Origin of the sequence: Bacillus sp. JJ722 (genome assembly GCF_036963345.1) — a bacterium.
Lineage (GTDB): Bacteria > Bacillota > Bacilli > Bacillales > DSM-1321 > Bacillus_AD.
This window is the reverse complement of record NZ_JBALMO010000042.1, coordinates 21,479-34,964: the sequence shown is the minus strand read 5'-3', so window position 1 is coordinate 34,964 and position 13,486 is coordinate 21,479. Positions and strand designations below refer to the sequence as shown.

Annotated in this window: 13 protein-coding genes, 1 other RNA gene and 1 pseudogene; 2 read left to right on the top strand and 13 right to left on the bottom strand. The window is 34.1% G+C overall.

Annotation, left to right across the window (positions count from 1 at the left end; translation table 11 throughout):
- Positions 1–106: 106 nt before the first annotated feature.
- The 9 genes and pseudogenes from V7014_RS07035 to V7014_RS27205 form a co-directional block, all read right to left on the bottom strand.
- Positions 107–1,198, bottom strand: a complete 1,092-nt coding sequence (locus V7014_RS07035; protein ID WP_335505595.1) for a Ger(x)C family spore germination protein — start codon at positions 1,196–1,198, stop codon at positions 107–109.
- Between the two features lie 125 nt (positions 1,199–1,323).
- Positions 1,324–2,736 carry a spore germination protein gene (locus V7014_RS07030; protein WP_335505593.1) on the bottom strand — a complete coding sequence of 471 codons (1,413 nt, stop codon included), beginning with the start codon at positions 2,734–2,736 and terminating at the stop codon, positions 1,324–1,326.
- 326 nt (positions 2,737–3,062) lie between these two features.
- On the bottom strand, positions 3,063–5,018 hold the full coding sequence (locus V7014_RS07025; RefSeq protein ID WP_438824886.1) for an ATP-dependent DNA helicase: 1,956 nt from the start codon (positions 5,016–5,018) through the stop codon (positions 3,063–3,065).
- Between the two features lie 52 nt (positions 5,019–5,070).
- Positions 5,071–5,244: a hypothetical protein gene (locus V7014_RS07020; RefSeq protein ID WP_335505591.1), complete on the bottom strand. Its 174-nt coding sequence runs from the start codon at positions 5,242–5,244 to the stop codon at positions 5,071–5,073.
- A gap of 78 nt (positions 5,245–5,322) precedes the next feature.
- Positions 5,323–6,465: a THUMP domain-containing class I SAM-dependent RNA methyltransferase gene (locus tag V7014_RS07015; RefSeq protein ID WP_335505589.1), complete on the bottom strand. Its 1,143-nt coding sequence runs from the start codon at positions 6,463–6,465 to the stop codon at positions 5,323–5,325.
- Between the two features lie 187 nt (positions 6,466–6,652).
- Positions 6,653–7,041, bottom strand: an RNA gene (gene rnpB, locus V7014_RS07010) — RNase P RNA component class B.
- Positions 7,042–7,154: 113 nt separating this feature from the next.
- Positions 7,155–7,466 (bottom strand): cell division regulator GpsB, encoded by a 312-nt coding sequence (gpsB, locus tag V7014_RS07005; RefSeq protein WP_335505587.1) that lies wholly within the window; start codon positions 7,464–7,466, stop codon positions 7,155–7,157.
- Between the two features lie 137 nt (positions 7,467–7,603).
- A pseudogene (locus tag V7014_RS07000) lies at positions 7,604–8,156 on the bottom strand (DUF1273 domain-containing protein).
- Positions 8,157–8,255: 99 nt separating this feature from the next.
- Positions 8,256–8,744 (bottom strand): CotD family spore coat protein, encoded by a 489-nt coding sequence (locus tag V7014_RS27205; protein ID WP_438824885.1) that lies wholly within the window; start codon positions 8,742–8,744, stop codon positions 8,256–8,258.
- A 601-nt stretch (positions 8,745–9,345) separates the two neighbouring features.
- Here V7014_RS27205 and V7014_RS06990 point away from each other — a divergent pair.
- Positions 9,346–9,831: an Hsp20/alpha crystallin family protein gene (locus tag V7014_RS06990; protein WP_335505583.1), complete on the top strand. Its 486-nt coding sequence runs from the start codon at positions 9,346–9,348 to the stop codon at positions 9,829–9,831.
- Between the two features lie 107 nt (positions 9,832–9,938).
- Here the strand turns inward: V7014_RS06990 and V7014_RS06985 are convergent, their stop codons facing one another.
- The 4 genes from V7014_RS06985 to V7014_RS06970 all read right to left on the bottom strand — a co-directional run bounded on the left by V7014_RS06985 (position 9,939) and on the right by V7014_RS06970 (position 12,711).
- Positions 9,939–10,499, bottom strand: coding sequence for a YppG family protein (locus V7014_RS06985; RefSeq protein WP_335505581.1), 561 nt, complete (start codon positions 10,497–10,499; stop codon positions 9,939–9,941).
- Between the two features lie 118 nt (positions 10,500–10,617).
- On the bottom strand, positions 10,618–10,974 hold the full coding sequence (locus V7014_RS06980; protein ID WP_335505579.1) for a DUF1798 family protein: 357 nt from the start codon (positions 10,972–10,974) through the stop codon (positions 10,618–10,620).
- A 93-nt stretch (positions 10,975–11,067) separates the two neighbouring features.
- The gene (locus V7014_RS06975; protein ID WP_335505577.1) at positions 11,068–11,325 is read right to left on the bottom strand and encodes a hypothetical protein; all 258 of its coding nucleotides are present in this window, start codon (positions 11,323–11,325) and stop codon (positions 11,068–11,070) included.
- Between the two features lie 402 nt (positions 11,326–11,727).
- Entirely contained in the window at positions 11,728–12,711 is a 984-nt protein-coding gene (locus V7014_RS06970) for a DUF2515 family protein (protein WP_335505576.1), read from the bottom strand.
- 132 nt (positions 12,712–12,843) lie between these two features.
- On the opposite strand from V7014_RS06970, the gene recU reads away from it, so the two are divergent.
- Positions 12,844–13,458 (top strand): Holliday junction resolvase RecU, encoded by a 615-nt coding sequence (gene recU, locus V7014_RS06965; RefSeq protein WP_335505574.1) that lies wholly within the window; start codon positions 12,844–12,846, stop codon positions 13,456–13,458.
- Positions 13,459–13,486 lie beyond the last annotated feature (28 nt).

Below are 13,486 nucleotides of genomic sequence, written 5' to 3'. Positions count from 1 at the left end.
TAATCAGAAATCAGCAAATTTACTTTTACAACGTTATATTTCACAAAAAATAGCTACCCATAATTCAGATAGCTAATAAATTATTGTACTTTCTTTAATGTGTTTTTTAACGTAAAGCTCCTGTATCAGGTATTTGCATTTCTAGATTGAAAGTGATTTTAGCAGAACTAAATATTTTATCCCAGTTTTTTTTATTTTCTTTCCAAAATTCAGGATGCTGAATGCGTACCATTTCTCCTAATGTAGATATATTTGTTTTATACTCTTTTTGCATTTTATTAATAAGCTTCTCAACATCTTTTTTAACTTCCTTCTCTGCCAACTTCTCAATGGAATTAATGTATTTTTTATCCCCTTTCTTTTTTGGATCCCATCCTTCTGAAAATCTTCCAGTGTATTTTTCATCAATATGTATTGATAATTGCCCTTTATTTATAGTGGTTTCAACATTTCTTGACAATTCCTTCAAAATCTCCACACCAAGAGTCTGTTTATTTTTACGAATTTCAATAATGCCACCTTTGACTTCACCATCAATCCAGTTTAATGCTTGTATTTCTGACGTATTAATGTTGTCAATTACTTTACCCTTTTTCATTACAGCTGCTCCATCAAGTACTAATCTGTTTTCTTTCAAATTAACTAGTTGGATAGCAAAATTCCTATCAGATTCTAGATGGTTAAAAACCGTACCTAAAGTGACGGAAGGTAAAAGCTTGTCGGTTCGAAAATTATTCTTTTGTAATTCAAACAAATCATTTGACGGAACTGAACTGCCTTTTGAATAATCCAATATTTGAATGGTCGGCAATTTCGTAATAAAAATTAGACAGCTTCTTCTTGTATCATTATCGCGCAAAAACTGACTCAAGAATACAATGATTTGATCCTTCTTTACTACCTCTTCGTTAAGAAGGACAATTCTTTGATGATTAGAATTAACTGGCTTAATTGACAATGCCACATCTCTTAACGCGTTGTGTACGGTCTTCGAAGTAACAGTTGTATTCAAGTATGTTAGTGATAAATTCTCTGTTTTTGATGGTATTAATGTTTGAGCTGTGAATTCTATTTCATTTTTCTTTTTACTCAAATCTATACCAACACCAGTTAAAACAGATATTTCTTCAATATTTCGGCTATCCCAACAACCTGAAAGAAATATGGTTGAAACGATACAAAGCATAATTCTTTTCATATCTTTTCCTTTCTCCTTATGATTCAAAATCCCTTTTACTTCAAAAGAATTTAAAAACTTAATTGTTGGGAATACGTTGTTTTGTATGCCCTGTATTGAAAAAGATTGGAACGATTAAAAAAGATTTAATTTCTACGAGGAAATCTTATAAGTGCATCTTTCCATGTCTTCTTCTCTATAAACATGGATGGTTCAAAATAGGACTCATTAAAGCTTTTCAATTTAGCTAAATGAATAGTTAAAATGATGAAGTATAGAGTTGTACCGAATACACCAAATACTGACGCAAACAACATAGCACCAAATCTTAAAAACCGAATAGAAAAAACTGAATTATATTGTGGAAGTGTAAAAGAAGTAATAGTTGTAAGAGCTACGATAATTACCATTATTGAACTTACAATATTTGCTTCAACAGCTGCCTGACCAATAACTACCCCTCCTACCAATCCAACTATTTGACCGATTGGACTCGGTAATCTAATCCCAGTTTCACGCAATAATTCAATTGTAATTTCCATTATGAGTGCTTCAAAAATAGGTGGAAAAGGAATGTTTTCTCTAGTCCCCATAATGGTAATAGCCAATTCTGTTGGTAATAATCCTGGATTAAATGAGACGAGAGATATATAGGTAGCTGTTAAGAAAATCGTCATAAACATTGCGAAATAACGGAGAAATCGAATAAATGTACCAGATATCCATCGATTGTAATAATCGTCTGCCGCTTCCATTAAAGTAATCAATGATGTCGGTGCAATAATCGCGAAAGGTGATCCATCTAATAGTAAAACTACTTTTCCACTAGTTAACGATGCCAGTACCCGGTCAACTCTTTCAGTATTTTGGGTTTGAGGAAAGACAGAATATATTTGATCCTGAATAAGATCTTCAACCATCCCTGAATCTTGAAAATCCTTTGTTAGAATTTTATTTATTCTTTTATTGACTTCTTGTATCAATGATTCTTGAGCGACATCTTTAATATATAGAATGGCTAATCTTTTTTTTTCAATTGTCCCCGTATTTTTAAACTTAACGATTAGATTTGGATGATTAGATAGTTGGCGAATTAATCCAATATTATCTTCTAGCGATTCTATAAAACCAATTTTAGGCCCACGAATAACCTGTTCTGTTGTTGGTTCGGAAAAGGTTCTTAATTTCTTTTCTGCTAATTTTAAAACATAAGCTCTTGCAAAACCATCCACCAATAAAATAAGATTCCCTCTAAATAGTTGATTAATAATTTCTGAATAACTATATACATTTTGATCAGAATATGGACTAATTTTAGATATTATTATTTCTTCTAAAGAGTGCTCTTCTTTAGTGCCGTCGCTTGCAGAAACTAAATTGAGAATAATATTACTAAAGGCCTGAAAATTTACTCTCTCCTGCAAATAAACAGCAAAGCAAGAACAATTGAACTTTGGAATTTGAATCTCTTTAAAAATTACATCTTCTTGATCAGCTAATTTATGTTTCAGATAGGCAATTGATTGATGCACATCTCTCTTCAAATCATAATTTGGCATACTGACTCCTCAAGTTTAAATAATTATTATTCTTAGTGTCCACTCTTCTCTTTCCAAATATGTATGTACAAAAAAAGATGTTGTCCATTAAGGTAATGGAGCTTTAGATTTTTACATTTATGTGAAAGTCATTGTTCCCATTTATAGAGAAACACATGCGTTTCATCTCTTTCAAAAGCGCCAATTATAGGCATTTTCAACATATTCAGCAAGCATAACAAATTTCTCGCAACCTATAACGAAGGGCTAAAAAGCGTAAAAAGGCGTCTTAAAAGTGATTTATAATCACTTTTAAGACAGCCTCTTTCCCATTATTCTTTATGAACTTAAGCCTTAACTACAGGAGTTACTGGTAATACATCTTGAATTGCTTCAACCACTTTAGCGTCCAATTGCTTGTCTATAAAAATTTGAACTTGACCGCTATCATTACTTGTACGAATAAGACGACCAATACCTTGGCGTAAACGTAATATCATATATGGTAAATCTACCTCTGAAAAAGGATTTTTCACCGCTTGTCTTTTCGCTTGGAATACAGGATCATTTGGAGGGAATGGTAAACCATAAATAATAACATTATTTAATGATTGTCCCGGAATATCTAATCCTTCCCACATATGATATGAACAAAGTACCGATGTTTCATCACTTTGGAATCTTTTCACCGTTTTACTCATTTCCTCGTCACCTTCAAAATACACTGGGAAATCAAGTTCTGCTTGCTCCATATGCGTACGGAATGCTTTCATTTCCTCTATTGACGGAAAAAGTACTAATGTGCTTCCGTTGTTCTTCTTAAAACTAGTAACCACGGCATCATTCTTTTGTCGTAATTCTTCCTCAGCATATGCAGACAAACTAATCTTCATTACTTCATCGTAATCGAAAGGAGATGCTACGGTAAAGCTAGTATAGTTTTCAATTCCTAAACTATTTGCTATATAATCAAAAGAACCGTTTTCAGAAAGCGTTGCAGAAGAAAAGATATATGGCATTTCTTTTGCGAATACTTCTTTTGATAATATATCACTAACTAGTCGCGGCATTATGACTAAACAACAGTTCGTATCATCTTTCTCTAGCCATACGACTGCATTATTCCCTTTAGAGAACAATGATAGAGAGTATGAAATTTGCTCTAAATATTCTTCACTACCTTTTAAGCTATATTCATCTATTGTATGCAACTCCGCCTCAAATACTAGCGCTTCTAAAATATTTTCAACCTGCTCACGAAGCTTCATTGCCTTGCTTTGAATACTTGCAACAGATTGTAATTCGTATCTGTGTGATCCTGGAATATGCTTGCTATTCTCATGTAATGCATCGAAGAATGTTTCGTTGTAATAGATAGTATCTTCAATCGTTTCAAGTGTTTCTTCACGCATATCGTTTGCCAACAGTGACGTTAATACATCACTAATCATATTCTCGGCAATTTTATATGTTAAGCCTTTTTGAGCTGAAAACTCTAACAGATGACCTTCATCAAATACCACTGCACTGTACTCTGGTAATAGTGGCAGTTGTCCTTCTCGTTTACGAGATTCTTTCGTCCAAATATGCTCCATAAAGAAATCATGTGAGCAAACAATAAGATCGATAGCTTTACGATATTGATCTCTTGATAATGTTTGGCCACATCGATGGCGTTTCTCACAAGAGAAGCAATTTTGCAATGAATCCCAACCAACTTTATCCCATTCTTCATCTGTTAAATAAGAGTATTCTTTACGATCTCCATAAGCTTCAAACTTTGTTAACGACGAATGATCATGCACAAAATCTGGTAAATCCTCATGAAGTTGATCGATATTCTCACTATCTTCTTTCATATAAGCTTGATCGAGTTTGTTTAAGCATACATATTGATCTCTTGATTTTGCCAAGCGCACATCAATATCTAAACCTAGTGCTTCGGAGATTTTAGCAATATCGCCTTCTTCCTTAACTAGTTGCTCAATCAATGTTTCATCCGCACATGAAATGATAGCTGGCTGGTTGCGATAACGTGCATAGCAAATAGCATAAAGTAAATAAACAATCGTCTTTCCCGTTCCAACACCCGCTTCTGCAAAGATTGTTTGTTTTTCTTTAAATGCTTTTTCTAATTGATAGGCCATGAAGATTTGTTCATCACGCTCTTCAAAACCTTTCTCTGGTAAAATGTCATAAAAAACGTCACCGATCCACTCGGATAATTTATCATAAAATCCTTCATCTTTTGATATCGTAAACGGAAGTGTTTTCAGCATAAATCTTTCCTTTCCTGCTCTCATATATACATTCACAAAAGAAAAATTGGCATGTACTTGCCAATTTCACTTTTTGTTATTCATACGATTTTTTCTGGAGATAGTATGACAATGCATATGATAAATTCGTATGCGCTTGTGTCAACTGCTCCATTCCTTTATTGTTCAGCTGCTCTTCTTGTTCTAACTGTTCATAAGAATGTAATAACGCCTTTTGAATTAATTGAAATTCACTCAACATATTATCCATACATAACTCCCCTTGCTTAACAATATAAATACATCCTATGCAAAACTAGGAAAAATTATGTAGTTAACTTTAAGTTGTTTAGCGCTTTGGTCTTTTTCCCCAATATTGATAGAAATCTGTGCGGATAAATCCGTTAAACAGTTTACGTTTCTTCGTAGCTGGCTTTCCATATAGTTTTTCAAAGCCTTCATATGAAGTTAGCATGTAGACAGACCAAGTTTCATATTGACTAAAAACACGCCCCATATCTCGATACATCTTCTCTATAGTTGGCTGATCTGAAAGTCGTTCACCATATGGGGGATTACCTACGATTACTCCACTTTGCTCGTACTTCTCGTTAATTGTCACATCACTTACTTGCATTTGTTTAAATTGAATCAATTCACCAAATCCGGCTTCTAGCGCATTTTTCTTAGCGATTTCAATCATTTTATGATCAATATCGTATCCTGAAATATTAAGTGGTTGATCATAATTCGCTTTCGCTTCAGCTTCTTCTCTCACTTTATCCCAGACGGAAGTTGGAATCCAAGGCCATTGTTCTGAAACAAACTCTCGATTGAAGCCAGGTGCAATGTTTTGTCCAATCATTGCCGCTTCAATTGGAATTGTTCCAGAGCCACAGAAAGGATCGATAAATGGACGGTCAGGACTCCATTTCGTCAATAGTACAAGTGCTGCGGCCATTGTTTCTTTAAGGGGTGCCCCACCTTGTCCAACACGATACCCTCTCTTATGAAGACCAACTCCAGATGTATCTAACGTAAGTGTTGCTACATCTTTCAATAAAGAGATTTCCAGCTTAAATAAAGGTCCATCTTCCTTAAATCTTGCTACTCTTTTATATGCTACTTTTAATCGCTCTACAATTGCTTTTTTGACAATGGCTTGACAATCTGACACACTGAAAAGTTTAGATTTCACCGATTTCCCTGAAACAGGGAATTCTCCATCCTCTGTAATATACTTTTCCCAAGGTAGTGCCTTTGTTTTCTGGAATAACTCCTCAAAGCTAAACGCTTTAAAACTACCTATTTCAATCTTGATACGATCAGCCGTTCTAAGCCACATATTAGCACGAGCAATAGCAGTTTCGTCTCCTTTAAAAACTACCTTTCCGTTATCGACTTTACATTCATATCCTAAATCTCTTACTTCTTGTGCTACAAGAGCCTCTAGACCCATTGCCGCTGTTGCAATTATTGTATATTTTGCCATTACATCACCTTTAACTTATTTTAACAGTACGTTTCTTTTTAAGTAGAAACTTACTTTATTATTATTCCATTAGTCATTATCATCATTTCACTTTATATTATGCACTATCCATTATAACAACAAAGACTCTCCTCTTAAAGGAGAGTCTACTAATTGAAAATGTAAATTTACATTATTTTTGATAACGTTCTGTAAGCCATGTTTTGTTCCTTCGTACTTCAAACGATAATCACTTATCTCGTACTAAAGGTGGCAATCATCTATCTACAGGATTAACCTGTCCTTTACCTCGTTCATTTCCAAGGTTTAAGGTGCCCCTACCTAAATTTGGGTTTCTCGCTCGTGGGGTTTACCCGTTCCACCCTCTTCATTTCTGAAAAGGCTTCGTCACTGTGGCACTTTTATAGGGTTGTACCATATCCTTAAATAGGACTTAGGTAGTTTCCCGGCCGTCAACCATCAAGGCTGCCCTAGCTTATTTTTTCACTAGGCACGAACACTACAAGCATCTCAGCTTGTGCGAGCATGGACTTTCCTCTACAATTCAATGAAGAATTGCAGCGATTACCCGAACGTCATCAAAAGATAACATCACTTATTATATTGTGTCTTTAACATTTTTTCAATGGTCTTTTACAATTTTTTATTTTTCTACACAAAAACTTGTTGGTAACCACACCAAATAAAAGTTATTCGTAAAGTTTATTACCAAATACGTGCTTTTCTAGATTAGAAAGTCTTTTTAGAATATCAAAGTTTGTCGTTCCCGGAGCAGCTTGCTGGTAAGTAGCTGTAGGCCGACTTTGATTATCTTCAGACTTCTTGCGCAACTTTAAATTTTCTTGTCTTAGTTCTTCAATTTCTTGATGAAATGTTTCATAATCACGAATCACTAAGTCTAGGAATTGATCCACGTCTTCTGGTCTATAACCACGCATTCCTGTTTTAAATTCTTTTTCTAATATATCTTTTGCTGTCAATTTAATTTTATCAGATAGCATCAGGATTCACCTCAATACATACGCCATTCATTAGCTTTTCTATTATTTTTTCAAAAGAAGTAAACTTTGTCAATTTATCTTACGAAATTATATAAAATAATTCAATATTATTTGGTAAATCATGTATTAATTTCTTATTAATTATTCCATTGATGTCGCTTCTATATATTGTTGAAGCTCATAAAAATCCATCTGTATGATGTGATAATCATGCGTTTCTTGATAGTGTTTAGCTTCTTTATAAAAGTACTTGATACTTCCTTCTTGTTCTTCATCATATACGATAAGCAACCCATCAGATTTATCAAATAAAAATCGATCCCTATTCTTAAATTGCATCGGACTTATATATTTTTGCTTTGAAATGCTTTCAACAAAATCTGCTTGGGATAGTATGTAATGATAATACTCTTGATTTTTTTCATTCCAATTGCTTTCTTGTTCCAAAAAAGGAGTTGTTACAGCTAGATGTAAATCTGGATATTCTTTTTGAATATTTAACACGGCTTCTCCAGCCCAAAGTTCAACGCCGAGTTGCCCAGTAATAATAACCCATTCAAGTCCTTCATCAACAAGTTGAATGAGCCTCTTTTCAATAGCTTTCTTTATTAAATTGGCTTCATTTGAATTATTATTAAATATACCCAATTCAAAGCTTTTATATCCTGTAACAAATAACACTTTTAACATACTTGCTCCTTTTTCAATAATAATATAGATATTAGCAATTGTCCAAAAGTGTAACATAAAGTAGTAATGAAAGAAAGGGCTGATAATCAGCCCTTTATTCTAACAGCAGAATGGTCTTGGAGGTGGACAACAAACCGGTTGAACAGGAGGCATGCCTCCACAAATTACTTGTTGATTGCAGCATTGATTAACTACAGATTGTGTTTGTGGGAAATAATGTTGATGTTGATACACATGTTCATTTACTGTTGTTGTATGAGTCGGATGCACATGCGGTACAATGTGCTTGATAATATTCTTATTCACAATATTATTAGTTGGACTTACAACCGGAGGCATTACTTGTGTTGGGCCGATATTAGCAGGATTCACTTGCGTTGGACCTCCGCCCCATCCACCCATTCCTGGACCCATAGTAGCTGGACTTACTTGTGTTGGGAATCCTCCAGCGCCCCCCCATCCACCGGGGCCCATCATTGCTGGGCTTACTTGTGTTGGATAGCCACCCATGCCGCCTCCACAACTTTTTCCATACATCGCAGGGCTAACATTAGGTGCAGCGCTCATACCATGATATTTTTTTTCCATCATAGTGTCCCCTTTCTTCATAGTTTTTTACTTACATTAACAGACTATGAAATCAAAAAGACACATGTACTAGTCAAAAGACCTATTTATTATAAAAAAGCATAGAAGCGATCCTTTAATATTGTAAACATCACTATAGTTAAACAAACAACTATAAAAAACAAAACTAAAATCATTTTTTGCACGCTCTTTACCTCGCTTACATTCAGATAAATCGTTTCTTACATTTGTACATTCTACATGTTCTTGTTAGACGCAACAATATATATTTTCTTATCAATTTCTTAATTTTTTCTTAAGGAAATCAAAACCAGATTTCCTACCGAGAGCTGTCGTATGCTTGTCGAGGCTGAACGAGACGTTTCAGCATTTCTTAGATAACTTATCTGAGAGAGGATGGCGTGGTTCACTGAGAACTGGGTACTGGAACTAGACACCGCACAAAATGATTCTTTCTGAACTTGATTAGAAAAACCATCACTGGCACTTTTCACAAACATACTCTCATCACTACAATTGGGAACGTTATGTGTTTGTCCTACATATAATAGTAAGTAGCAAGAAATCCAACTTACCACTTGGAATGAAAGGAGAGACAATGATGTCTGCTGGTAAAAAAATAAACCACCTACCTTCTAAACGTAGAAAAAATGATTCTTTCTCAAATTTCATATCAAGTATTGATCAACTTTTTAGTGGAAAACCTATGGGCGGCGTTCTGCAATCAATGGACAGTTTCTTTTCAAATTCCACAATGAACAGAAGCTTTCCTATTGAAATGACAGAAAATCATGATGCTTATATTGTGAAGGCAAAGCTAGCCGGAGTTAAACAGCAACAAATAAATATTGAAGCGTTTAATCAATCATTAGTCATTACAATTCGCAATCATGAAAACTACACACAAAAAGATCTTGAAGGCAAAGCCTTTAGTCAAAAGCAATCATTTCAAACAGTATCGAGAAGTGTTACATTTGTTAAACCTATAGATGATCAAGGAATTATTGCTCAACATAACGACGGATTACTTGAAGTAATCGTTCCTAAAATTAAAGGAAAAGAAGTAAAATTTATCAATGCTAAATAAAGCCTCTGAAGTAAGCATATCCCATGCTTACTTTTTTCATTATGAAAAATTCCAGCAAAAGAGAGTATCTAATGATAGATACCCTCTTTTGTCATAAAATGATTGAGTTATGGCGTTGCTTTGAAGAAACCGCCAAGACCTTTAAACATATTTTGCACCTGGCTCACGGTTCCCATCATTTGCCCAGCAGTGTTCATCATTTTATTTATATCCATAGAACCATCCTGCGTTTTAAATTGATTCATGACTGATTGAAATCCAGATGGCTGTTGTTTTTGCATAAAGGCTTGCTTCGGATATGGATTAGGATATTGAGTCGCCATTTGCTGTTGCATCTTAGGTGAATGTAATGGGTTTGCAAATGGAGAAGATTTAACTCCTGACATTGGAGGACGTCCTGTAGGTTGTTGATAGCCTAATTGCGACTGAGGCATTGGTATATGCCCCATTCCCTGTCCATACGGCTGCATATTCATATTCTCCTGCATTGGATGAGTATACATTTGTGATGACACTGGATACATATCTTGTGACGGATGCATTCCTCCTTGATAGTAGGGCATAGATGGTTGAAAGTTAGCTGGTCCATACATATTATAAGGGTCTCCCATTTGCGAATATTGCATATCGTATCGATTATCATAATACAAATTTGGCACTGGTCTCATTATCGGAAAGGGTCCCATCATGTCAGCTCCATTCTATACATCATATTATTCATAGTAATATATGCTCAAGCTAACCATGTTGTGATACTAGCCGAAACGTAAATTATGAAATCCGATACTATCCTAATTGCCTTTCAATCGTCTTCAAGAGAAATTTCGTTGATTGAAAGTAGCTTTTGAAACGATTATAACTCGTTCTATGTTGGAATGCTTGAACACTTAGCGTACAAATATTTTCTACAACTTGATCTAATTGCTTCTCTCCTTGAATATATGTCTCATTATGATTTATTACTTCTTTTATTGATGAGTACCACTTTTGAGCACGATTACGGACATCATTTGCAAATGGCTCTATATCTTTATAAAAATCAGGCTCATCTTTCGTAAGGCGAGCATTTTCATAAATCAAATTTATTTCATCTAAAATATTATTAAGATCTTTTGTATATAATCGTGCTTCTTCTCTAGTCATTTATATCATCTCCATCAATCATGCTTGATTACAAATATACGTGATATATGCGATAAACTCAAAAAAAATAGCGTCATATGGACGCAATACAAGTTAATAACTAAATTCAGGTTTAATTGTCATCATTGAATTATTTGATTCACTTTCCTTATTTACAAATTTATTGTAGTCTCTTTCAACTTCTCGATAATTGCTTATAACTTGAGCTACATTCTTGCGTTGCTTGAGGATCGCTTCTTCTTTCTCTAACTCAACCGACATCACTACTTTTTCTTCCAATACATCTAACTGTAAATTTATAAACTGAATCATAGCTTCTAGTTCAAATGGGGTTACTAATTCCTTTTTCATCGACTTCTCCTCTTTCTATAATTTGATTTGTTAATACTAATTCTATGTACTAGTATCATTACCTTCTCTATAGACAAAACTAGAAGAATATCGGCAAAAAAAGTAAGAGTAAAAGTTGATTCGACAAAAAACTTTGCATTATTTCGCATTGCCATGGAAGACTACCGATAGGAGGTGTTCACTATGAGTAAAAATAATTCGAAAGCACAAGAAGAAAAGAAGAAAAATAATACAGCTTCCAAAGCAGGCCAAGGAAATCCAAAGCTAACTGGTCCCGATCGTCCAGCTACTTAAATGCCTACTGAATTAATATATTTAGCTACATTTAACTTGGCTAAATCATTTCAAAACAAAACAAAAAAGATCTAAATCCTATGTGGTTTTAGATCTTTTTATTACTCATTACTTAAAATGTTTTAAATTACAGAGCGAAGATAATATTCTAAATTGCTTTTGCTTATTTTCATACCACCTTGTCACATTCACATTCATAGGTTTATGTACTTTCTTAGTCCACGACTTCTTAACCTTTCGCAAACGTTCCCAATCACCTTTTTCAATGTTACTTAAATCAATAAGTGGATAGACCATTCGTAAATATGGAGTTTCTCGTTGCTTTCGATAAGGAAAGTATCTTTCGTAATCTTCTCTTGAACCCGTATGTTCAGTATTAATAGCGAAATGATAAAAGCTTGGAAATAATTCATTTGCAAATAATATTTTTGCTAATACCTTACCAAGATGAATACGATGATCAACCTTTCTAAAGTGATGAACGGACGCACCATACAATTCTCCACGAACAGTAGGAAATAAAACCGTGCTAAAGTGTAATAAATCTTGAAGTAAAAAAACATTTGAACGGAAAACTTTATTTTGAAAAAACTCCCCTTCTAAAATCGGCTTTTGTATGACATTTTGTTCATTTATAATAAAGGCTGTCATCAAACGATCTTCATTTCTTTCTTTCCAAAACGAATTCCATTCTTTACACATAAAATAGGAAGTTGAAAAATATTTATTTAAGTGAAACAAAGGTTTATTTGTTTTCGTCGAATAATGATAGAGTAGCATTTGTGGAAATGCATCTTGAAAAATCAAGAAATTAGTGGCTTCATAAGCAAAAAATAACTCTTTTCTAAAATGAGGCGATAATGTTTTTGGTAAGACGGTACCTTCTAGTTCACACATATTCCAGCCGGCATTCCTAGAAACCATACTTGCCAGAAAAGCCCATCTTATTTCGGGATACATCTTAAAAAACTTTAAGTATGCATCCGTTCTTGAGATGTTATCTTTGTTACATTTTGTTGTATAGTCCATAATAATTGAAATCAGATCTTGTTGATGTGTTATATTACTTTCTAATAGAGAAAATGTGAGCATGCTAACAACCTCTTTCTATCTAAAAAACAAAAAGTGTATAATCATACTATTAGGTTGAGTGATTCCAATAATTTTATACTACATTTCATTTCCATTTCTGTTATCATAGATGAGGGGTCAGGGGGTAAAAGAATGGTCTTTCATTATCCGAATGGTAAAAAGTTCGTAGCTGTAAATCAAAGTCAAAATAATAAAGTAACAGCTAAACAACAGATTAATTACAGTAATCGCGGTATGACTTTAGAAGAAGATCTGAATGAAACGAACGAATATTATCTTGCTCATAATATTGCCGTTATCCATAAGAAGCCTACACCCGTACAAATTGTGGATGTTCATTATCCGAAAAGAAGTGCGGCTGTTATTAAAGAAGCGTACTTTAAACAAGCTTCCACGACCGATTATAATGGCGTTTATCGTGGAAAGTATTTGGACTTTGAGGCGAAAGAAACGAAGAATAAGACTTCCTTTCCCTTACAAAACTTCCATGAACATCAAATACGTCATATGGAACAAGTGCTAAAACAACAAGGTTTAGCATTCATAATTATGAACTTCTCCTCCACTGGTGAAATCTTCATCATGGAAGCTATACATTTAATCCAGTTTTGGAATCGAATGGTGAATGGTGGGAGAAAATCAATAACAAAAAAAGAAGTAGAACTTACTTCATATAAAACTTCGATTGGCTTTCAACCTAGAATTGACTACTTAAAAGTAGTTGATCAACTGATAGAGAAAGCGTAAAGGGTTGTAAAGAAAGGAAGGTTAGCTT

Excerpts from the sequence above, each read along its gene's own strand:
- V7014_RS06970 (WP_335505576.1), bottom strand. The coding sequence starts at position 12,711 with ATGCTCACATTTTCTCTATTAGAAAGTAATATAACACATCAACAAGAT.
- V7014_RS07020 (WP_335505591.1), bottom strand. The coding sequence starts at position 5,244 with ATGGATAATATGTTGAGTGAATTTCAATTAATTCAAAAGGCGTTATTA.
- V7014_RS27205 (WP_438824885.1), bottom strand. The coding sequence starts at position 8,744 with ATGGAAAAAAAATATCATGGTATGAGCGCTGCACCTAATGTTAGCCCT.
- gpsB (WP_335505587.1), bottom strand. The coding sequence starts at position 7,466 with ATGCTATCTGATAAAATTAAATTGACAGCAAAAGATATATTAGAAAAA.
- V7014_RS06985 (WP_335505581.1), bottom strand. The coding sequence starts at position 10,499 with ATGAGACCAGTGCCAAATTTGTATTATGATAATCGATACGATATGCAA.
- V7014_RS07035 (WP_335505595.1), bottom strand. The coding sequence starts at position 1,198 with ATGAAAAGAATTATGCTTTGTATCGTTTCAACCATATTTCTTTCAGGT.
- V7014_RS06975 (WP_335505577.1), bottom strand. The coding sequence starts at position 11,325 with ATGAAAAAGGAATTAGTAACCCCATTTGAACTAGAAGCTATGATTCAG.
- V7014_RS07030 (WP_335505593.1), bottom strand. The coding sequence starts at position 2,736 with ATGCCAAATTATGATTTGAAGAGAGATGTGCATCAATCAATTGCCTAT.
- recU (WP_335505574.1), top strand. The coding sequence starts at position 12,844 with ATGGTCTTTCATTATCCGAATGGTAAAAAGTTCGTAGCTGTAAATCAA.
- V7014_RS06980 (WP_335505579.1), bottom strand. The coding sequence starts at position 10,974 with ATGACTAGAGAAGAAGCACGATTATATACAAAAGATCTTAATAATATT.
- V7014_RS06990 (WP_335505583.1), top strand. The coding sequence starts at position 9,346 with ATGTCTGCTGGTAAAAAAATAAACCACCTACCTTCTAAACGTAGAAAA.
- V7014_RS07015 (WP_335505589.1), bottom strand. The coding sequence starts at position 6,465 with ATGGCAAAATATACAATAATTGCAACAGCGGCAATGGGTCTAGAGGCT.
- V7014_RS07025 (WP_438824886.1), bottom strand. The coding sequence starts at position 5,018 with ATGAGAGCAGGAAAGGAAAGATTTATGCTGAAAACACTTCCGTTTACG.